Raw genomic sequence first — 21,028 nt, 5'->3', positions numbered from 1 at the left:
ACTATATTATTAGTATTGCCATACTGGAAGGCTTATTTTTTTATCAATATTTAGTATAGGATCCTTCGCCCTATGAGCCTGAGAAAACGATCCTGTTCCATCTTTTTGACGGTGCGAATTACTGTCTCTACACGCAGTCTAGTCAGGTTTGCAATCTACTGTCTTATCAGAGGGACGTATGAAAATTTCAAATTATTAATATATGTATGTATTCAAATCAGTTTTACCGCCTAGGTAGGGTGAAAGACCGCAGTACATCTTGATTATATAAAAACAAATCCTAATGGAAACAATAACAGAGATGCAAATTTTATTCCTGATCAGAGAAATGCTTCCTTGATTACAAAGTAGGAAGATAATTTTTGAGGGGTTATATTACCCTCCAATTTTTAACGTCAATACTATATTGAAACATACTTAGTAAATAGTGTCTTTTTTGCAAATATATCCAAGAAGCCTACTTGAGAAATGTAGTAATAATATCAATGCTTTCCACCTAAAACTGTACAAATTCTATTCATTACACGCCATGATATCAGAAATAGACTTCGCTACAAAAGCATTGCTCAAATAACCTTCTATACCATGTCTATTATCTGTTTTATTGATTACATCAATATTCAAAATTTCGGGATTTACCTTGAAATGTGCTGCTTCGAGTGCTCGTAATGAAACAATGTCACGTTTATCATATAAATTAGTCCAACTTCCACTAACTACCAGCGGAAAAGTTGGTGATGTGTACAGTTGTCTGATAATAGCCTTCATTCCAAGAGGTGAACCCAAAGTAATCAGGCCACAAATATTGTAATCTTCTTTTTTCAACATATGCAGAACTTCATATGCGATCATAGTCCCTAGTGAATGTGCTATAATAATTGTTGGTTCACTGGTTAAGGCATCGGTGACCAATTTATTGATAACAACTTTTACGTCTGGAACCACAAGGTAAGTCACGACATCATCTGTTTCCTTTAATATGAGGTCATTAGCATATTTTTTTCCGTAACGATCCAGAATCCTTGCTAAAGCAAGAATTATAGGATTATTTTGGAGTCCCCGCTCCTGCGTTTCCATCTTCATTTCCTCTAATATCTGTTTTGGTGTGATACCCGCATTTTCAGCCATATCGTTCAACAGATCATTGTGAAGGGCCTGTATCTCGTCCAGATCTTCGTCCGAACGCATCTGATATTTTCCACTATGCACATCGTCCTTAAATTGATCCCTTAAAGAAATTAATTCTTTGCCATAATAAGGCATGTGCAGTGTCAAACCTTCCGGATATGAAATACCTCCATTTTCAAATGACTTTTTAAGTTCGCTTGTCCATTTATCCAGTAACTCTTCCTGGCTAGAGTGCTCTTGTGCCCTACCGTGTATAAATAAGATACGCATTACAATTGTGTTAGATTATCGTGAATATTTCGAAAGCCTTCCCTGGAAAAAGAGGTCCAAAGACCTGGTTGAAGATATGGAACCAAGTTTTCCAAAGGATTGTAGCCTAATAAGTCAATATAAGACCAGCCCTGGGTTAGTAAAGGGATCTGTATCATGTCATTTTGCTGGGTAGAGGGATATCTATTTGAAAGTCGCTCCAATAAAGAGATATCTCCAAGTATGGATTGGTTATTTTGTTGTAAGAAATCATATAAAGAGTGGACCCCTTCAAAGTCCCCATTTTGAAAATAAGCATATGCTGCAAAAAGTCCTAATGTAGGCTCAAGATGTTTATACTTCCGGTAATAATTCCCACCTTGATTTAACTCATAGGTACTTTGAAAAATCCCTTTTTTGGCTGCCATAATTATATTTGACTTCCTTTCGGCTACCTCATTAGCATAATGCCTAGACTCGTGTTTACCATTTGGATCCGTTGGAAAATAATTGACTGTCAATAATTCATTTTTATGAAAAACAACCTGAGTAAAAAAACCGCGGAGCAATGTTATCGGGTAAAATCTTTTACCTCCATAATTTCCGATAAAATACATCGCGTTTGAACCATGATCAACATCGCTGAAATCAAAAATCTGTGGAGATGAGAAATTCCGCCTTGCGTCATTCCATTGACGATCTTGTTGCCTGCTGCTGAAAACTAGAGGATTTCTCACCCCTTTCACATATAGTCCAGTCTCACCTTGCTGAAATAGTGCATCAGCAGTGAAAAAGTCATAGTCAAGTTTAAAATCCCTTTTTATTTGTTGCATTTCCCTTGCGGAGCTGCCACCTTTAGCACGTAAATAAAAATTCAGCTTTTCAGAAACTACTTCTGTATCAACTGGGATCGGCTCTTGGTCCGTTATCAATGAAAGCCCTGTTTCACCAATAGTTTCGACAAGAACCTGTTCACTAAATTTGGATAAAAAAAGTGGGTCGGACGAAGAAACACTACCAATAGGAAACTGTTTCTTACCCGTTGCCAAATAGATTTCGTAGGGCACTTTCGTTTTCAGATAATCATTGAGTTCATGAGAAAGGACCGCCGGAAATGGAGGATTTAGCCGTTTTATCGGCCTGATAACTTCTGTAACTTCACCATTTAAGCATTTTAGTAAATTATCACTGTAAACACTTCGGTAATTTCCATCTTCATCCATCACATCAATTGACTTAGCTCCTGAATGAGTCGAATAAAATGTGTCTATTTCTGTCCTATTGTTACGAGTTAGATTGGGGAACAATGCACCTGGATCTAATCCTTGTACCGTGGTTGCACTAGAAGCGCTACGGCAGGCGTCGGAAATGAAAACTACGTGCTTAATACCTGACCGGTAAGCCCTCTGCTGACAAGACAGAACACTAGCACTTTCTGAAGTATCCCGCAAATAACCGGGAAATAACCAAATATCTTCACCCGCTGCGCGTTCAACCCCATGTCCAGCAAAATAAATTAAAAGCTGATCTGTTCCCTCGTCAATAATAGTACTAACCGTATTTAGAATGTGAGTTCTTGTACATTCGCCAGATGTACTCTCTCCTCTAGGCTCATCCACAAAAAGTGCGGTAATATATCCTTGTCCCTCTGCCCAGTTTTTCATCTTTATGGCGTAACTTGACGGTGATGCCAGATATGGCATTTCAGGTATTTGATTTATCCCTATTAATATAGCATGTTTGGTCATTAATGGCTAAAAGTTTTATTAACGAAAATAATGATATTTTAGTTACACAACAACCATTTATTCGCTGAACTGAACTCTTAAATGACTATAAAAAAATATTTTTAGTATTCCAATCTTAGTTTTCTACGTTTACACAGCAAAGGCCAAAGCACATTTACCCAAGTAAAATATCCCAACGCGTAAAAGAACTTTAGATTACCATGATATAGCAAATTGCAATATGTCTACCCTTCCCAATCAAGCAAAAATTATCTTCCAATTCCCTATGGAATAATACTCCTTGTTATCACAAAATAATATAAAAAGAAGATAGGGAATCAGTTTTTATCAAAAGAATGTCATGTCTGGACTTCCTAATTGAAAACAGCGTCATAGAAAGTAGTATTTGCTATATGAGAAATAAATATTACTTGATTTTAATAACATTATTCTTAATCTTCTGGCATTTCTTCAATTGAAAATAAGCTTGATAAAGTATTAAGAGTATATAGCGATTTAACAAAAATATCAAATGCAACTTGACGATAATTTTCATCAGTCAATCCAAAGTAATCCATGGCTCTCTTGACACTCTTGTTTGAACTGCTATACCTATGAGCTATCATTCCGGACCGAAGATCTTGTAAATTACGTAAAAAATTAATCATATCAGGAATCTCCCTATTGTGGTGCTGTAAAAATCTTTCAAGTTTTCCAATACCTTTTTCATTTTGGACTTTTTTGAAATAGGTTCATGGTGTGATGAGTTATAGTTTTCTGAAAATAAGCTTTATCATAATATAATCTTTTCAGTCAACTATATCTGATCTCTGATTTGATAAAGTTAATGATATAATTAGATATACCTGCTAAATTGTAAGAGCAATTTTATAGAGGGATCTGAAAGATATTTTGCAGGGTATGAATAGTGGCATATCTTAAATCAATATCTGGTTAAGCGCACTTTTATAACATCCTAAAATAAATTCGGTATAATACAACTGTGCGTCTAATGCCTGAGTCTTATCATGAAGTTCTATCCGTTTGGAAAGCACGATCTCTCCCTTGTAGCTAAATGAACAGAATGAATACACTTTAAATCCTGAATTTCTTACAGATGCAGCATATCCCGTGGAAGCAATTCCCCAGTCTGTTCCAAACGATTCTGCGACCTTTACAGCCATTGTATCAGCCATTTTTGGGGTTTCAAAACCATTTTCCTGAGCTTCAATTCTATTGATATCTAAAAAATTAACTTTTTCAGGTAGTGTAAACGTTGTTATTCCTCCTTTGTAAAACAGCTTTGCATTAGGCATTTGGGAAAAAGCCAGCTGTATTAATCCCGAGGTTACACTTTCTGCTATAGAAACTGTTTCATTCATTGTAATGAGTGAATTACTGATATAATCAAGTAAACTTTGTTGAAATTTCATTGCATTTACTATTTAATGTTGATCTAAAAAACTTTTTACGCTGCTGAAATCAATATTCAGATAACGTCATAATCATTCATGGTTGTTACAAAATAATGCTCAACCATTTCCTTGGCATCTCTGCACATGGACAAAAGATCTTCTCTGATCATATCTTCAAAAATAAAATCATCGTGAACCTCAATAATGAATTCAGTCACTTTTTCGGTGTTCATCAGGTCATAGGCCATTAAATCATTTAAATTATCTAATCTACATTCTTCCTTAAAAAAAGGAAGCTTCCGGGAAATGGAATTTTTAAACTGAAAAAGATGTATTGTTTTCATGACTTTCGGTGTTGAATTAATAGTAATAACAGTCTGTTTTGTAGGTAAAAAAAATGGCTTACACATTCATATTCAGACAGATTTTTTTGTTGGCACAGTTGATGAAATTCATTATATATCCTCACATCAACATGGATAAAAAGGACAGAAACCAGAGGTTCCTATCCTTAATTAATTAAAACCTTATGAAAACAGATCTACTATTTTATTGGGATTTTAATATGCTCATTATCAAAATTGAGAATCCTTAAGCCTATTAATTTTATCATGGTGTATATTGGCTTTTTCCAGTCTTTTTTACTACTACGATGTTTTCAAATACCGGAGAACAGCATGTTGTATGATATATATTTTCAACTGTTCACTATATTTTCCTATCTAAAATTGCACTATTGATGGTGATATAAACTTTATGGATTGGGTGAATTCCTGATTATTATACTACAAAGATGGCCGTTTCAGTATAGACTAAGCTATATATATCCGGAATAATCTTACATATATCCCACTTTTTATAAGTCTTCCAGATTTCCAAGGCGCCTTTGTTTCAACTGCTTGTAAAATGAAGGGGAAAGCCCGGTGATCTTTTTAAACTGGTTAGAGAGATGGGCTACACTACTGTAATTGAGTTTATAAGAGATTTCTGTAAGATTGAGTTCATCATACAACAGTAATTCTTTTACCTTTTCTACTTTATTAATAATAATAAAATGCTGAAGTGTCATTCCTTTCACCTCAGAAAAGGTATTGGCAAGATAAGTATAATCATATCCTAATTTTTCACTTACATAATCTGAGAAATTTTCTTTTGGGAGTTCCTCTGAATAATGAATCATTTCTATGACTACATTTTTTATTTTTTCTATCAGGATGCTTTTTTTATCATCTAATACTTCAAGTCCTGTTTTAAGTAAATTTTCTTTCAGAATTTGTCTCAGTTCGATGCTGATATCATCCAATAATTCTACAGTTCCCAAATCTACAATAGCATTTTTAATGCCCAGCCTTTCCAGTTCCTGATGGACAACCATTTTACAGCGTAAACTTACCATATATTTTATGTACAACTTCATCTCCCTTACTGTTTAAACCCGCCAATTATTTCATTAACAGCTATTTACCCAAAGTTAGTCTATTAAATTGGAAATACCTATGATTTATACAACAAATTAAAAGACAATTGCAAAGCTTTCCTTTTTTAATGATTGAAATTTACAGTTAACAAAAAATATTTCATAATGTCAAAAGAAAAAGACGGAAAAAAGAAGACAGATAAAACTCCACCCGCAAAATCCGCAAAAGAGAAACGGGAAGATAAGATGAATAAACGAAGAGGCAGGGAAAACGAATCCCGAAATACCGGCAACTAAATGGTATCTCTGAAAAAAGATGGAATTATACTCAGAAAAACAACATTAGACTTTGAGAGTGAGGGTGTTTTAAATCCTGCTGTCATTCAGGATAACGGAAAAATACATTTATTATACAGGGCTGTTGCCAAGAATAATTTCTCCAGTATCGGATACTGTACACTATCAGATTATAAAACGATAGAAACCCGCTTGAGCAATCCGGTTATTATCCCCGAATTTGAATACGAAAAACACGGTGTTGAAGATCCAAGAATCGTGAAAATCGATCACTTATTTTACCTTACTTATACGAGTTATGATGGGATTAATGCATTGGGAACCCTTGCCGTATCTGAGGACCTTACATCGTGGCAAAAGCAGGGGATTATTGTGCCTCAAATTCCATACAAAAAATTTAGACTTTTATCAGAATCTCAAGGTAAAATAGGAGAAAAGTACAGACGTTTCAATAAACTCCCGCCTACTCACAATAAGAATAAAGATGTTTTCCTATGGGACAAAAATGTGATATTTTTCCCACGACGAATTAACGGTAAGCTTTATTTTCTTCATCGCATAAGACCAGATATCCAAATTGTAGGGATAGAAAATATAGAAGATCTGAATCCTGATTTCTGGAAAGATTATTTCCTTCACTTTAAAGATCATATTGTATTATCTCCTCAATATGAGCATGAAGTAAGCTATATTGGCGGAGGATGTCCCCCTATAGAAACCGAGCATGGATGGCTTTTGATATACCATGGCGTACATGATACCATTGAAGGGTATGTTTACAGCGCATGTGCTGCCTTACTTGATCTTAACACCCCTGAAAAAGAAATTTCAAGACTTCCTTATCCTCTTTTCAAGCCTGAAGAAGAATGGGAACAGAAGGGAGAAGTGAATAATGTCTGCTTCCCAACCGGAGCTATAACAGAAGGAGATACACTCCATATTTACTATGGAGCAGCAGATAAGAGAATTGCTGTTGCTTCTTTAAATATCCCGGAATTACTGAAGGAATTACTACAGTACACCTTATAACTGACTATTCTATAACAGAATGTCATACTTTAAAATAGATATCAACATGAATAAAAATATAAAATCAGACGTGGAGGAAAAGACAAAAAGACGATCTGTCCAACATAAAAAAAGCACAATTAACTATAAACCTCAAATTATCTTTATAAGTACTTTTCCTCCTAAGGTGTGTGGTATTGCAACGTATTGTCAGGATTTAATAAAATCTCTTCAGATAAAGTTCAATGAATCTTTTAACATCATCATCTGTCCAATGGAAACTGAAGAGGAGCATCATCGATACGAAGAAAATCCTGAATATCGCTTAAATACATCTGATGCCATTTCTTATTTGGAGCTGGCTGATAAAATCAACAAAAATGATAAAATTCAACTGGTTATGCTTCAGCATGAGTTTGGATTTTTTACTGAGGCCAAAAACGGATTGCTGCTTTTTCTTCAAAATTTAGAGAAAGACGTCATCATTACTTTTCACACAGTTCTACCGAAACCGGATTTGGAATTAAAAGAAAAGGTAAAAGAAATCAGCAGTTTTGTAAAATCTATTATCGTAATGACCGGTATTTCTGCGGATATCCTTTCTTATGATTATGATATTCCGGCTGAAAAAATTAAAGTAATACCCCATGGCACTCATTTACTGCCATTTATCGATAAGATTTCACTAAAAGCGAAATACGGATTTAATGATAAAAAAGTTCTTTCAACATTTGGTTTATTGGGTTCTGGGAAAAATATTGAAACCACTTTAGAAGCTTTGCCTGAAATTATTACAAAAAACCCCGATGTAATGTTTCTGATTATTGGAAAAACGCATCCCGGCATCATTAAATATGAAGGTGAGAAATATCGTGATTTTTTGCAGGATACTATTAAAAGGCTCCATCTGGAAAAACATACTTACTTTATCAACCAGTACCTGCCTTTAGATGAGTTGTTGGATTATCTTCAGCTTACCAATATTTATCTTTTCACTTCAAAAGACAGAAATCAGGCAGTAAGTGGTACTTTTTCCTACGCCATCAGTTGTGGCTGCCCTGTGGTTTCCACTCCTATTCCCCATGCTTTGGAAGTACTGAATGAAGACCTGGGAATCATTATTGATTTTGAAGATCCGAAACAGCTTGCTGTTGCCGTGAATACCTTACTAAAAAATGAAACTGCACAGGAAAAATTACGGTCAAATAGTTTGGAAAAAATGGCTCCCACAGCCTGGGAGAATTCCTCTATTTCACATGCCCTATTATTTCAACAATATAGCAAAGACAACATGACATTACATTATGCATTTCCCATCATCAATCTCAGCCATATAAAAAATATGACAACAGATTTTGGAATGATCCAGTTTTCTAAAATCAATAAACCTGATATCAATTCCGGATATACTTTGGATGATAATGCCCGCGCTATGATTGTAGCCTGCAGACATTATGAGCTGAGCAAAGATGAATCTGACCTAGACTTAATCTCCACTTATCTAAAATTTATTAAGTTTTGTCAACAACCGGATGGTAGTTTTCTTAACTATGTGAATCAAAACAAGGAATTTGCTCAGCAGAATTATGAAACCAATCTTGAAGATTCCAATGGAAGGGCTGTCTGGGCACTGGGATATCTACTTTCAACAAAAACAATCTTACCTCAACAGTTTTATGATGAAGCAGAATCAGTAATTGAAAAAAGTCTTCCATCGATTGAGAAAATCCATTCTACCCGAGCAATGGGCTTTATCATCAAAGGCTTACATTATCAAAATTCAGAAATCAATATTCCATTATTGAAAAAGCTGGCCAATCGTCTGGTGAAAATGTACCAGCATGAAAAGCACAAAGACTGGCATTGGTTTGAAAGCTATCTGACCTATGGAAACAGTTTACTTCCAGAGGCTTTATTATGCGCATGGATTACTACCAAAGACGAAATGTACAAGCAAATTGCCAATGAATCATTCAGGTTTCTGCTTTCTAAAATATTTATTAAGGGGGAAATCAAAGTAATTTCCAATAAAGGATGGTTGCAGAAAGAAACGGTTAAAAGTCCTGAATCAATTGGCGGGGAACAGCCCATAGATGTTGCTTACACCATACTGACATTATCTACATTCTATCAAGTTTTTAAGGATGAAAAATACTTACAGATGATGAGGAGTGCTTTTAATTGGTTTTTAGGAAAAAATCATTTACATCAGATCATTTATAACCCTGCAACGGGTGGCTGTTATGACGGTCTTGAAGAAAAAAATGTTAATCTTAATCAGGGAGCAGAATCAACCGTCAGCTATCTCATGGCAAGGCTCTGTTTTCCAAAATAAGTAGTTTACTTTTTCAACCAGCAACCAACCCTATGATCAAAACTCTGATATCAGTCATTTATCTGCAACTCTGTAATAAGACCTCGCATTAAAAAGTCATGCTTAAAAAAATTACCCTAAGGAGAGTTAAAAATAAATGTACTAATTCTACTCCATATACGACAATAATAAAAAGAATCACATGACTTGCAGCATATTAATGTAATTTATTTACATATACATTTACTGTTCATAATAGTTGTACATTCTCATTAGTACAATTAACTCTCCCCTAAAAAGGAGGGTTTTGTTATATACTCTCCTCCTAGGCATTAGAAAGGTTAAAGTGAAAATTCTAATTTTCATCATCATGATACCGCTGACCACTCCTTTAAAGATGTTATCGTTTTAGTAAGAGTAACAAATACTATAGCTTTCAGAAACCATCAAAACGAAATAAGACAAAGCAGCGATATTTCAAACAAATTTGAATTCTAACATTATGCTATGATCGGAGGAATAATAAAGTATAGTAATGTTATGTTTTCTGAATGGCGTAATTATATATTGTATCTTCACTAAGATATAAATACAATCTTGTCTTAAAAATTCCTAAAAATGTTTTTTTCAAGATATAGACACGCTCTATTGTATGTAGCTTTTGTAACTGATAATCAGTCAGAAAACATTCTATATCATCTATATTTTCTCCAATTAATTGATCTTCTGATATAATATTCTGACTTTTATCGTGGAAGTAATATTTTTTACTAGTCATATCGATAAATAATTTTTATTTGCAAAATCTTTTTTCTGTTCAGAGTACTTCTTCAAACTTTTAAAGTATTGGCTTAACCCAAGCTGTGAACCAGTTTCTATATTATCTCATTAGTTTTTATTTGATATTTCAATATTTGGGCAATACCTTTATAATCATGAGCCTTCAAACGTTTTTTGTGGCTTCATTTGATGAAATATATTCTATATCAACCATCATATCATATAAACTACAGCTAGCCGTTTCAATATATATCAAGCTATAATGTATAACTTAAATAGGTTTATGGTACAATTGTAATAAAAAGATAAATTAAAAATATAGCAATTAGTACAATTCCCTGCATGATATTAGTTCTGCCTGTTGCCAGTGAAACAGTAATAATAAAAAGCGATAGTCCTAAAAGTATTGTTGATTTGATATCTATCCCCAATGTCATTCTTATACCGGTTATTACAGATATAATGGCAATCGCAGGAATACTTAGTCCGATACTCGCCAAAGCTGAACCAAAAGCCAGATTTAATGAGGTTTGGATCTGATCACTTTTTGCAGCTCTGAATGCAGCCAGACCTTCCGGAAGCAGAACAATACCAGCAATAATGATACCTACAAGAGATTTGGGGGCACCCACAGAAACAACTATATGCTCAACATCCTTTGAAAGAAGTTTTGCCAGCAAAACGACTATTCCCAGGGATAAAATTAACAATATACAATTGATATATAATTGTTTTCTGGAAATTATTTTATTATTACTTTCTACAGGCAGATTCTTGGATAATTTGTTTTGCGGAGAAATGAAAAAGCTTCGATGTCTAAAAGTCTGGATCATGGTAAATCCAAGATAGAGTCCTAAAGAAATCAAGGCAATAAAAAGCAGTTGGAAGGACGTGTATTCACCTCCGAGATGGCTTACCGTATAATTGGGCAGAATAAGCACAAAAATAATAACAGAGGTAAGCGTAATCAGTGCAGTACTTACCCCTTGTAGTGTAAAACTCTGTTCTCTATATCTTAAAGAACCTATTACAATACAGCCCCCAATGATTCCCGTAAGGATTATCATCACTGCTGCAAAAACCGTATCTCTGGCAAGAGTAATGGTTTCCAACCCTTTTGCTCCCATCATAATGGAAATAATAAGCCCTACTTCTATGACCGTAATGGCAAATGCCAGAAGTAAAGTACCGAATGGCTCTCCCAAACGATGAGCAATGACTTCGGAATGATACACAGCAGCCAAAACACTTCCCATCAAAAATAAAGCAAGAATCACAGAGTAATATCCTGAAGAGAAAACAGAATTTCCAACATAAGAAAGCCACGCCAGAATAGGAACCCAAAAAGTCCACATCTCTAAATATTTTTTTATATTCATAAAAACATTATTATTGTCTACTATTGAATTGTCCTTTGGAGAAATTATAAGATTTATATTCTCTTTTTCAAAACAGTTTCGATAAATGATTTAAAGCAGAGAGAAGATACCGGAAATATCAAATAATGAAAAAATGAATATGTCGGAGGTTAGAGTTCAGATCGCCAGTTCAATGCAGTTATTCAGCAATATACGAATAATCATTCACTTATTTGAATATAAATTAGTATTTTAAGTTTATAATCATTTCCCAGGCTTATAACTTCTATTACTATATCAGAGTAATCAAAGCAGTTCTTTTATGAAAACCCGGATTTCAGATACACAAAACAAGCTGCAATTTTGTAAAAGTGTGATATGTGCAACATAAAAGAAACAATCTATAATACAATAGATTATTAAACGCCCAACTTTGTAACGTAGCAATGAAGTTACACTAAAATCCACCTTATGGACACAAACCACAACAAAGGCAACAAATTTTTCAAAACTCCTGGAGACTGGATTGAACAGTCAAAACAATTGAAAGAAAAATTTTCAACATTAACGGATAACGATCTGAAACTTGAAGAAGGTCAAGAAAAGGAAATGTTAGAAAGAATCGGAAACAGACTAAGAAAAAACCGTGAAGAAGTTCTCAATATTATTAAAGAAATTAATCTTTCATAAATTGTTTTCAAGAATAGTTAAAACCTATGAAAAAGATATATTTATCAAAATGTTTTAACTAGAAAAAGGGATGGGATATTAGACAGTTCTATCCCTTTTATTTACAATACCTCCTACTCTTTTTATGTTTAAACCAACTGTGATGAATCATAAAGAACTTGAGAAATCAAAAGTATATATTACCAACCAGATTGTAGAATACATTCCGAATTCTGTTGTCAGCAAGACGATCCTGGAAAAACTAACCGGTACTATCAGCGCTTTATCGTTTGATGACAAAGAAGGATTACCCGAAAAAATTTCTCCTTTTGACGCTGTTGCACAGATTATTGAAGGTAAAGCAGAAATTATGATAGATGGAGCTTCTTATTTTATGGAAGAAGGTGAATGCATTATCATTCCCGCTCATAAATCTCATTCTATAAAAGGAAATAAGCGCTTTAAAATGATAGTAACAATAATAAAAAGCGGCTATGAATAATAATGTAAATACCATATCTATTTTAACAAAAAAGATATTTAAAAAAACGGTTGAAATTCAAAAAGAATTTCCTGAATTGTATGAACTTTTAGACGAAACTCCACTATTTTTTTCTGCAAAAGAGAAAAATATTACAATCAAAGATTTAAGACAGTATCTTATTTCCCTTATCATACAGCAAAAGTCCTTTGAAAAAGGGATTATCAAGAAAAAAGATTTACAATAAAACCCTAATGAAAAAGCTAACTAAACACCCCAAGAAGAGATTAGGATTCCGAAATAAAAAAAATATTACAAGAAGAGCCTATTACTCACAGTTTGTTGCTTTATTCTACATCAGGAATGCCAATATCACCCTGGAAAGGGATGCAACAGAGATTCTTAGAATGTTAAAAGAATTACAGCAGCTTACTAACAGATCAAGATTGGTATTCAGTACATACTGCAGCTTAAGCCAGCATAATTTGTGGCAGTCTATTTTAGAAGACATGAGCGAAAACATCAAAAATATGAGAATGCAGTTTGAATGTATACTGGAGAATATTATTAAAAAAAATACAATCAATTCACCCATATTCTGGCAGCAAAACAAAGTCTATACAGATGAAATGGAAGTGAGCCATAAAAAAATCATGCAATTGGCCGTTCAGGTTTTACCGGAAGAAGAAAGATTATCATGGAAGACCACTATCTGCAATTTTTATGATGAAATTTTTTCTTTACTCATCCCACTTATCGGCATGTGCAGGCTTGAATTGGACTTTATAAAAAAACACTCACCAAAAGTCTTTAGCCAAACTGCTATGGATATTATTAAAGATATTCCGAAAAACTACACATTACAGGAAGCAAAGGAATACGAACATGAGTACTTAAAAGTATTAACAAACTATAGTCATGAATTCTACAGAAAAAATAATTTTTGGAACAGCTTATTATACATCCTTTCAGGCGGTATGTACCCATTACCATCAAAACGTACTTTATCCAAAAGATGGATCAATAGGAAAATGAGAGATAAGCTTCCAAAATAAACCTCAAACTTAATTTTCATCTTATTAAATATTTTTGCAGTGAAAACAATACATCTTTTTCGGTTTAACGATACTATTTTCCGTAAAATTCCTTTTTTTAAAGAAGAACACAGGCTGAAAACCGATGTAACAGAACTCGATGTAATGAATATTGAAATCGTCACCGAGTATATTGTGAAAACCCATGATGACTTCAGTTTTGAGAACACATCCAGGGATGACCTTTTATCAATGTGCAAAGAAGCACAAAAAACAATTGAACATTATTTTGTGATAATCTTAGATTATTATGATTCTATATGAAATGATAAAGAAAAATAACATCTCCTACATAAGTAGGTTTGGCCTGATCTCTTATAAGAAGCTTCGCTTCTACCACTACCTTTACCGTTCCTCTGAGATCTGTTACCGATTTTACATAGGCCTGTAGCATCACCTCACTATCCACTAGAACAGCCTGCCCAAATTTAAGATTCTCAATCCCATAATTGATTTCCATTTTTACATTTCTCACCTCTGCAATTTGTTTCCAGAGATAAGGAATCAGTGATAATGTTAAGTAACCATGAGCTATAGTGGACTTAAAAGGGCCTTCCTTTTCTGCTTTTTCTTTATCAGTATGAATCCATTGATAATCCAGAGTTGCTTCTGCAAATCTGTCAATCTGAGCCTGATGTATTGTATGCCAGGCAGAAGTTCCTATCATTTTACCTTCCAGAGCTTTATATTCAATAAAATTGTTGATGACAGTCATTCTCTTTTGTTTTTATATTAAGCTGATTGTATTCTTTCCTTAAAAACCTCTCACATAAAGCGAGAGGCTAATGAACATCGTGAAAATAAAAAGTAATGTATTTATAGTAATGTCCGTTCAAATACCATATCCAAACAAATAGCCCGGATTCTGAATTTGTAAAAAAAATATAAAATTATGAAACTGAAATTGCAAAAAATTATCTTTTGAAATATCTACATCAAGTTTAAATTATGCCAATTTTACATTGATAGCATTTAAGCCCTTGTCGCTTTTTTGTACATCAAAAACGACTTTATCATTTTCACGAATTGCACTTACGCTCAATCCTGAAGAATGTACAAATATGTCCTTACTTCCATCTGCTGGAGTAATAAATCCGAAGCCCTTTGCTTCATTGAAAAACTTTACGGTGCCTTGTTGCATTGTAATTATTATTAAAAATTGAATAGTATGTTCTGTAAAAGCTACAGAATTTATTTATAAAATGATCTGACCGGTACTTTAAAGCCGATCAGCTCTTGAATATTTTTAAGGTCTATGCGTTCGTCTGCATCACAAAACGAAATAGCAGTACCCTCTGCCCCTGCCCTTCCGGTTCTTCCAATCCGGTGAACATAAGTTTCCGGGATATTAGGAAGTTCGTAGTTAACAACATTGGGAAGGTCATCTATATCAATGCCTCTTGCTGCAATATCTGTAGCCACCAATACATTAATTCTACTGGTTTTAAAATCATCAAGTGCATTTTGCCTGGCTGCCTGTGATTTATTTCCATGAATAGCAGCGGCAAAAATCCCTACATCTTCTAATTGCTGAACAAGTTTATTCGCGACATGTTTGGTACGGGTAAAAACTAATGATCTGACCGTACTTTTTTCCTGTAATATATCAATCAGCAGATCTGTTTTATCTTTTTTCTCTACAAAATATACAGACTGCTTTACTGTTTGTGCAATTGAAGATACAGGAGTTACGGTAACCTCAACAGGATTATTAAGAATGCTTGCAGCAAACCTCTTTATACTTAACGGCATGGTGGCAGAAAAAAATAAGGTTTGTCTTCTTCTGGGAATTAAGGCTAACACCTTTTTTACATCATTTACGAATCCCATATCAAGCATCCTGTCTGCTTCATCCACAACCAATATTTCAATCTTAGAGAGATCAATATGTCTTTTATCCAGTAATCTTCCTGGTGTTGCTACAAGAATATCCACTCTTTTTCTCAGAGCAGCAAGCTGGCCGCCTATTGAAATTCCCCCAAAAACAGAAAGTTGGGATAAAGGCAGATATTTGCTGTAAATGCTAAAGTTTTCTTCTATTTGTATCGCCAGTTCCCGGGTTGGAGTAAGAATTAAGGTACGTATTTCTTTATGTTCAGGATTATGTCTTTTCAGTAACTGTAGTATAGGCATAGCAAATGCTGCAGTTTTCCCGGTTCCGGTTTGTGCACATGCTATGATATCCCTTCCTCCCAGAATATGTGGAATTGCAGTACTCTGTATTTCGGTGGGCCTGGAATATCCGGCTTCCGTTACAGCACGAACAATGGGATTGATTAAGTTTAAATTTTTAAAGCTCATTATAAATTCCGGTCTTCCGGTAGTTGGTAAACAAATCTGTTGATCAGAATTTGAATTGGTGTACGGATAAACAAATAAAGACTACTTTTCCGGTTTATCATTTTGCTTGCTTTATCGGTAACAATATCATTCAATATTATTTATGATCAGCAATAACATATCATTCCTATTGACAGTAGGATTTTTACAATCTTCGACTTTTTACTCATGAAATCAAGATTATAAATGGGTAGCTGGAAAAGCAAAACTGGAAAAGAAAATTGTGATTTTAAACTATTACAGAATAGCAAAGGCAGAAACCTGTTTTATAAATGTTTTGCAAACCTACGATAAAACAAACAAAACTATATTTAATTAACTGATTATCAAAAATTTATTTATACATTCCGCACGTTAATCGAATTGTTTGCAAATGCGGATGATTTTAAGCTTCCCAAAATGCAAACTGCTTTTCCCAACACCCAGCCTCAGACCCAGGCCCTGAAATCATATGCAACACCGCATATAAAAATTGCCTATTTTATTATGATTCATCATAAGCCTCATGTATTCAAGGCAATGTTTCAGAAAATTTATACAAAAGATCAGTTCTATCTTATTCATATTGATAGAAAGGCCCAAGACTCTTTTACAGAAGAAATACAGCTCTATATAACATAATTTCCTAATGTTTTTATTCTAGAAAGTCTGAATATTGTTTCAGGTGGCTTCAGTATGATCCAGACAGAGCTTAATGCAATGGAGTTTCTCTTAAACGCAAGCCGGGAATGGGATTATTTCATCAATCTCAGTGGTGAAGATTATCCCCTGAAATCCCAGCCGATCATACGTAATTTTCTTACCGTAAATAATGGCCGGAATTATCTATTCTACTATGACCAGAAATTTTACAGACCAGATACCCTGAAAAGAATACAGAATCATTTCACAGAACTAGCTTATATGATCTCCTCATTCATCTATAAAAGAGAATTTATGAAAGGAGTAGTACCCTATATTGGTGGGAAATGGTTTATGTTTACAAGAGAAACCTGTGCTTTCTTAACAAGCAATAAAAAAGTAATGGACTTTGAAGATTACTACCTACACACTTTTTTACCTGCCGAATCTTTTTTTCAGACTGTTCTTATGAACACATCTTTTAATGACATTATTGTGAATGATGATAAAAGAGCAATATTTGAAAAAGCTTTTTTTAACAAAGATCTGTATGTTGAAGATTTAATTGCATCTCTCAAATCTGGTAACCAGCTTTTCATCAGAAAAATAAATAGCAAGACAAATAAAAGTATATTAGAGTATATTAGAGAAAGCTTCTTTCTACCGCTACCGGAAATCGACGAAATTGAAAGGGAGCTCAAAAGAGACGATTCACAAAATAATTGATATACTTAGCATTTAGTTACCATTCATTATTTCTAACACCAACTTTTAATCTCAAAATTACTTATAGCGAACTTTAGTGTGTCCATCATCAGGATTACTCTTGCGAGGTTCAGATTTTCTTTTGGGAGCTTTTCCAATCCTTTCATAAAATTTATGGAGTTCATCGAGTTCCTCTTCTGTAAGATCTTCAATATCAACCATTTTATTACTGGCTTGTTCATGGCTAGCAATCAGTTCATTGAGTTTGATTTGAATTGCTTTAGAATCTTTATTTTGTCCTTTTTGAATTAAAAACACCATCAAAAAAGTAATAATGGTAGTCCCTGTATTGATAACCATCTGCCAAACTTCTGAAAATTTAAATATCGGTCCAGTAGCTGCCCATATGATTACCAATAAACTCGCTCCAATAAAAGCACCTGCACTACCTGTAAAGCAAACCGCCCAATCCGCAAACCTGTCAAATAAATTCCTTTTCATCTATAAATAATTCATGTCGACTATTGAAAGTCAACGGGTTTATAATTCAATTAATAAAAAACACAGCCAAGAGTTGTAAAATTTCATCTTCGAGCTCCAAGCTCAACCCTGTGTGCTTAGCTGTGCAACACCTGTTTCATAAGCGGGGTCTAACCCACCAGTAAAAAAATCGGCTTTCATTTTCAGGATCAGACGCTTACGCCCAACCCTTTTAATTCATTTTGCAAATGTGTTATACGTTTTTGGTTACGTCTTTTTTCAAACTCTTCCACAGAATAAGCCATGTAGGACAGCCTGGCGGTCAGAACAATATAGGCTGCGTTCAGGATCTTGTGTCCTATTATCAATAGCGCCCTTTTAAGTCCTTTGCGTCCCGCCATGCTGTCGTACTTGGCCCGCAGATAAGTCCCTTTAGTTCTTGTGGCCGTCCAGGCAGCCTCCACCAACAAACTCTTAAGGTACTTGTTGCCATGTGTCGTGCACCCGCTCATCTTCTTGCCGCCGCTTTCGTTGTTGCCTGGACATATTCCAGTCCATTTGGCCAATCGCTTGGGGTTACCAAAAGTCTCTTCAACCTTGGCCCTCATCTCTGCAAGCATCTTGACGGCCATCAATGTATTAATACTCGGAATCGTTTTTAAAAGTTCTATGCTTTCCCTATCCTGTTCAAGAAGCCGTTCCACTTCTTGCCGTAGTACTGCAATCTGAGATTCCATAGGCCATATGGTGTTTGATCTGCCTCAGCATAAAACGGTAATGATCGGTCATCCTGCCTGTAATCGCCCGTAGTAACTCTGCTTTGCTCACCTTGAGCTTACCATGATAAAGTTCATCGATCAAAACTTCCAGATCCTCCCGTCCGCTCATTAACCCCTCAATGATACCCGTGGCCACAACCCCCGATGTATCGCTGACAATACTGCTCAACTTAATGTTGGCATCTTCAAGGATCTTCTGGATCCGGTTCTTTTCAGAGGCAAGCTGCCCGGTAAGCTTGGTACTGTAGCGGTTCAGGTCTCTTAACTGACGGATCTTTTCCTCAGGGATAAAGCTGGCCTTCAACAAACCTGCAAGCAATAGTTTGCAGATCCACTGGCTGTCTTTCTTATCTGTCTTCCGTCCGGGAACATTCTTCAGGTGCCGGGCATTGACCAGGATCACTTTGAAATCTTCACCAAGGATGTTAAAAACAGGCTTCCAATAAACGCCTGTACTCTCCATCGCAACATGGCTGATGCCATGCCGCCGTAACCAATCGCGTAAATCATTCAAAGAACAGGTGTAAGTATTGAAAGTCCTGGTCTCCCTGACCAATCCTTCGCCATCTATGGCTGCAACAACGTTCTTTTCATGAACGTCCAGGCCGCAACCCCGCTTGATGAGCTGTTCAAATTGAACAGTGCCGGCTTCTTGTTCGATTACCTTATTCATAATTAGCTAGTTAGTAAAGAAGTAAGTTACGAACTCTTATTTACATGCCCCTGTGTGTGTTAAAAACTCATGTTGGCTTCATAGCGTAACATTTTTATTCTAATGTATGTGATCGGTTTGTTATCAATTTATGAGCTGGGTCATATTAAGACAGAAATGGTCTTAGAATTGCAGCAGTTAAGATTATCACACTAAATCTAATATTATGGCAACTAAAACCGTATCAAAAAAAACATCTTCAAAATCAACCTCAACCACAAAGAGAGGAAAAACACCAGCGAAAAAAAATGCGTCTAAAGGATTGAAAGATCTGTTTGAAGATGGGTTAAAAGACATCTATTGGGCAGAGAAGGCATTGGTAAAAAACTTACCTAAAATGCATAAAAATGCAACAGATAAGAAACTCAAACTCGCTATTGAAAACCACCTTCTAGAAACTGAAGTCCACGTAAAAAGGCTTGAAGAGTGTTTTAAATCGCTGAAAAAGAAGGCTCAGGCGAAAAAATGTGATGCCATGCAAGGACTGCTTGATGAAGGAAAGAGCATTATGCAAGAAACTGAGCCTGGCTCTGTAAGGGATGCAGGCATAATAGCTGCTGCACAGAAAGTAGAACATTATGAGATTTCAACGTATGGGACGCTAGCTGCCTATGCAAAAATTCTTAAGGAAAATGTATGCTTAAAAAATCTTTTAGCAACTCTAAATGAAGAAAAAAAATGCGATAAAACACTGAGTAAAATTGCTGACATTGGACTTAATAGTAAAGCGTTGTAATAAATATCAGTTATTAAAGACGACTAGACAATATCCACTACAAATTAAAACCCCTCAATTAAGAAGGGTAAGGTTGTAGAAAGTGTAGAGATTGACTACAACTATTATAGTTTTTCAAAGGTATAGTATATAATAATATATCCTTATGATTATACTCATAACAAAATCACATTATAATTCTTTCGAATAAGAGATTTATTCCCAACAACTGAACTTTAGTTTTTGGAAAAATAGCCTCTATAGCCTCAGGAAACCCCTTAAGTCCATCGATACACGCTATCAGGATATCCTCGACACCGCGCTGTTTCAAGTCTGTCAGAACAGATAATCAGAACTTTGTCCCGTCGTTTTCTGAGCTATAAAGTCCTATTAGGTCTTTGCGTCCGTCCATTCCAATACCCAGGATGTTATAAATGACTCTAGATTCAACCGTGCCATTCTGTCGGACTTTATAATGCATGCAATCCAGGAATACAAAGGGATAAATAGCTTCCAAAGGCCACTACGTCACTCATTTACTGCGGGGAGCACACTTTCGGTAATACGTGAAATTTCAGTCGCAGAGATCTCCATGGCATACATTTCGCGGATAAACTCGCTTATCGCACGTGTGCTCATTCCTTTGGCATACATCCTCAACACTAAGGAATTCATCACTAATCACCAGATTTATTCAAGATGGTATAATTTATAGAACCAGCGGGAAATCCTCATTGTT

At 35.0% G+C, this 21,028-nt stretch carries 24 protein-coding genes and 1 pseudogene; 11 read left to right on the top strand and 14 right to left on the bottom strand.

Going from position 1 to position 21,028, the window contains the following annotated elements; all coding sequences use genetic code 11:
- Positions 1 to 513 precede the first annotated feature (513 nt).
- The 5 genes from LC457_RS08515 to LC457_RS08495 form a co-directional block, all read right to left on the bottom strand.
- A complete protein-coding gene (locus tag LC457_RS08515; protein ID WP_223599447.1) occupies positions 514 to 1,398 on the bottom strand; it encodes a hypothetical protein in 885 nt (294 codons plus the stop codon).
- Positions 1,398 to 3,125 (bottom strand): caspase family protein, encoded by a 1,728-nt coding sequence (locus LC457_RS08510; protein ID WP_223599446.1) that lies wholly within the window; start codon positions 3,123 to 3,125, stop codon positions 1,398 to 1,400. The genes LC457_RS08515 and LC457_RS08510 overlap by 1 nt, the downstream gene beginning before the upstream one ends.
- Before the next feature lie 917 nt (positions 3,126 to 4,042).
- On the bottom strand, positions 4,043 to 4,537 hold the full coding sequence (locus LC457_RS08505; RefSeq protein ID WP_223599445.1) for a CinA family protein: 495 nt from the start codon (positions 4,535 to 4,537) through the stop codon (positions 4,043 to 4,045).
- Positions 4,538 to 4,593: 56 nt separating this feature from the next.
- Positions 4,594 to 4,863 carry a heme oxygenase gene (locus LC457_RS08500; protein WP_223599444.1) on the bottom strand — a complete coding sequence of 90 codons (270 nt, stop codon included), beginning with the start codon at positions 4,861 to 4,863 and terminating at the stop codon, positions 4,594 to 4,596.
- A gap of 512 nt (positions 4,864 to 5,375) precedes the next feature.
- A complete protein-coding gene (locus tag LC457_RS08495; protein WP_223599443.1) occupies positions 5,376 to 5,936 on the bottom strand; it encodes an AraC family transcriptional regulator in 561 nt (186 codons plus the stop codon).
- A gap of 165 nt (positions 5,937 to 6,101) precedes the next feature.
- Between LC457_RS08495 and LC457_RS23375 the strand changes: the two genes are divergently transcribed.
- Genes LC457_RS23375 through LC457_RS08485 form a run of 3 tightly spaced genes read left to right on the top strand, consistent with a single transcriptional unit; the run spans position 6,102 to position 9,576 of the window.
- Positions 6,102 to 6,233, top strand: a complete 132-nt coding sequence (locus LC457_RS23375; protein ID WP_262904055.1) for a hypothetical protein — start codon at positions 6,102 to 6,104, stop codon at positions 6,231 to 6,233.
- Positions 6,234 to 7,262, top strand: a complete 1,029-nt coding sequence (locus tag LC457_RS08490) for a pesticidal protein Cry7Aa (protein ID WP_223599442.1) — start codon at positions 6,234 to 6,236, stop codon at positions 7,260 to 7,262.
- A gap of 46 nt (positions 7,263 to 7,308) precedes the next feature.
- Positions 7,309 to 9,576 carry a glycosyltransferase gene (locus tag LC457_RS08485; RefSeq protein WP_223599441.1) on the top strand — a complete coding sequence of 756 codons (2,268 nt, stop codon included), beginning with the start codon at positions 7,309 to 7,311 and terminating at the stop codon, positions 9,574 to 9,576.
- Between the two features lie 1,040 nt (positions 9,577 to 10,616).
- Here LC457_RS08485 and LC457_RS08480 read toward each other — a convergent pair.
- The gene (locus LC457_RS08480; protein WP_223599440.1) at positions 10,617 to 11,714 is read right to left on the bottom strand and encodes a calcium:proton antiporter; all 1,098 of its coding nucleotides are present in this window, start codon (positions 11,712 to 11,714) and stop codon (positions 10,617 to 10,619) included.
- A gap of 450 nt (positions 11,715 to 12,164) precedes the next feature.
- On the opposite strand from LC457_RS08480, the gene LC457_RS08475 reads away from it, so the two are divergent.
- From LC457_RS08475 to LC457_RS08455, 5 genes are all read left to right on the top strand, one after another.
- On the top strand, positions 12,165 to 12,383 hold the full coding sequence (locus tag LC457_RS08475; RefSeq protein ID WP_103247406.1) for a hypothetical protein: 219 nt from the start codon (positions 12,165 to 12,167) through the stop codon (positions 12,381 to 12,383).
- A gap of 142 nt (positions 12,384 to 12,525) precedes the next feature.
- Positions 12,526 to 12,864: a cupin domain-containing protein gene (locus tag LC457_RS08470; RefSeq protein ID WP_223599439.1), complete on the top strand. Its 339-nt coding sequence runs from the start codon at positions 12,526 to 12,528 to the stop codon at positions 12,862 to 12,864.
- Positions 12,857 to 13,090: a hypothetical protein gene (locus tag LC457_RS08465; protein ID WP_223599438.1), complete on the top strand. Its 234-nt coding sequence runs from the start codon at positions 12,857 to 12,859 to the stop codon at positions 13,088 to 13,090. Before LC457_RS08470 ends, LC457_RS08465 begins: the two co-directional genes overlap by 8 nt.
- Positions 13,091 to 13,097: 7 nt before the next feature.
- Complete coding sequence (locus LC457_RS08460) at positions 13,098 to 13,898, top strand: hypothetical protein (RefSeq protein WP_223599437.1); 801 nt, start codon at positions 13,098 to 13,100, stop codon at positions 13,896 to 13,898.
- A 39-nt stretch (positions 13,899 to 13,937) separates the two neighbouring features.
- Entirely contained in the window at positions 13,938 to 14,201 is a 264-nt protein-coding gene (locus LC457_RS08455) for a heme oxygenase (protein ID WP_223599436.1), read from the top strand.
- Here the strand turns inward: LC457_RS08455 and LC457_RS08450 are convergent.
- The 3 genes from LC457_RS08450 to LC457_RS08440 form a co-directional block, all read right to left on the bottom strand.
- A complete protein-coding gene (locus tag LC457_RS08450; RefSeq protein ID WP_223599435.1) occupies positions 14,194 to 14,652 on the bottom strand; it encodes a MaoC family dehydratase in 459 nt (152 codons plus the stop codon). The genes LC457_RS08455 and LC457_RS08450 overlap by 8 nt on opposite strands.
- A gap of 231 nt (positions 14,653 to 14,883) precedes the next feature.
- Positions 14,884 to 15,078 (bottom strand): cold-shock protein, encoded by a 195-nt coding sequence (locus LC457_RS08445; RefSeq protein WP_223599434.1) that lies wholly within the window; start codon positions 15,076 to 15,078, stop codon positions 14,884 to 14,886.
- 50 nt (positions 15,079 to 15,128) lie between these two features.
- A complete protein-coding gene (locus LC457_RS08440) occupies positions 15,129 to 16,238 on the bottom strand; it encodes a DEAD/DEAH box helicase (RefSeq protein WP_223599433.1) in 1,110 nt (369 codons plus the stop codon).
- A 438-nt stretch (positions 16,239 to 16,676) separates the two neighbouring features.
- Between LC457_RS08440 and LC457_RS08435 the strand changes: the two genes are divergently transcribed.
- Both LC457_RS08435 and LC457_RS08430 read left to right on the top strand, forming a co-directional pair.
- Positions 16,677 to 16,898, top strand: a complete 222-nt coding sequence (locus tag LC457_RS08435) for a hypothetical protein (protein WP_223599432.1) — start codon at positions 16,677 to 16,679, stop codon at positions 16,896 to 16,898.
- A 54-nt stretch (positions 16,899 to 16,952) separates the two neighbouring features.
- Positions 16,953 to 17,624, top strand: a complete 672-nt coding sequence (locus LC457_RS08430; RefSeq protein ID WP_374200539.1) for a beta-1,6-N-acetylglucosaminyltransferase — start codon at positions 16,953 to 16,955, stop codon at positions 17,622 to 17,624.
- A 57-nt stretch (positions 17,625 to 17,681) separates the two neighbouring features.
- On the opposite strand, the gene LC457_RS08425 is transcribed toward LC457_RS08430, so the two are convergent.
- The 3 genes from LC457_RS08425 to LC457_RS08415 all read right to left on the bottom strand — a co-directional run bounded on the left by LC457_RS08425 (position 17,682) and on the right by LC457_RS08415 (position 19,535).
- On the bottom strand, positions 17,682 to 18,104 hold the full coding sequence (locus tag LC457_RS08425; protein WP_223599431.1) for a low affinity iron permease family protein: 423 nt from the start codon (positions 18,102 to 18,104) through the stop codon (positions 17,682 to 17,684).
- A gap of 188 nt (positions 18,105 to 18,292) precedes the next feature.
- Positions 18,293 to 18,820, bottom strand: coding sequence for a transposase (locus LC457_RS08420; protein WP_223599430.1), 528 nt, complete (start codon positions 18,818 to 18,820; stop codon positions 18,293 to 18,295).
- Positions 18,771 to 19,535, bottom strand: coding sequence for a transposase (locus LC457_RS08415; protein ID WP_223599429.1), 765 nt, complete (start codon positions 19,533 to 19,535; stop codon positions 18,771 to 18,773). The genes LC457_RS08420 and LC457_RS08415 overlap by 50 nt, the downstream gene beginning before the upstream one ends.
- A 205-nt stretch (positions 19,536 to 19,740) precedes the next feature.
- Between LC457_RS08415 and LC457_RS08410 the strand changes: the two genes are divergently transcribed.
- Entirely contained in the window at positions 19,741 to 20,310 is a 570-nt protein-coding gene (locus LC457_RS08410; protein WP_223599428.1) for a ferritin-like domain-containing protein, read from the top strand.
- Between the two features lie 166 nt (positions 20,311 to 20,476).
- Here LC457_RS08410 and LC457_RS23370 read toward each other — a convergent pair.
- Both LC457_RS23370 and LC457_RS23365 read right to left on the bottom strand, forming a co-directional pair.
- Positions 20,477 to 20,770 (bottom strand): annotated as a pseudogene (locus LC457_RS23370) (transposase).
- Between the two features lie 47 nt (positions 20,771 to 20,817).
- Positions 20,818 to 20,928: a transposase gene (locus LC457_RS23365; protein WP_262904061.1), complete on the bottom strand. Its 111-nt coding sequence runs from the start codon at positions 20,926 to 20,928 to the stop codon at positions 20,818 to 20,820.
- Between the last annotated feature and the right edge of the window lie 100 nt (positions 20,929 to 21,028).

Origin of the sequence: Chryseobacterium sp. GVT01B (assembly GCF_019970045.1) — a bacterium.
In the GTDB taxonomy this organism is placed as follows: domain Bacteria; phylum Bacteroidota; class Bacteroidia; order Flavobacteriales; family Weeksellaceae; genus Chryseobacterium.
This window is presented reverse-complemented; position numbering and strand designations above follow the sequence as displayed.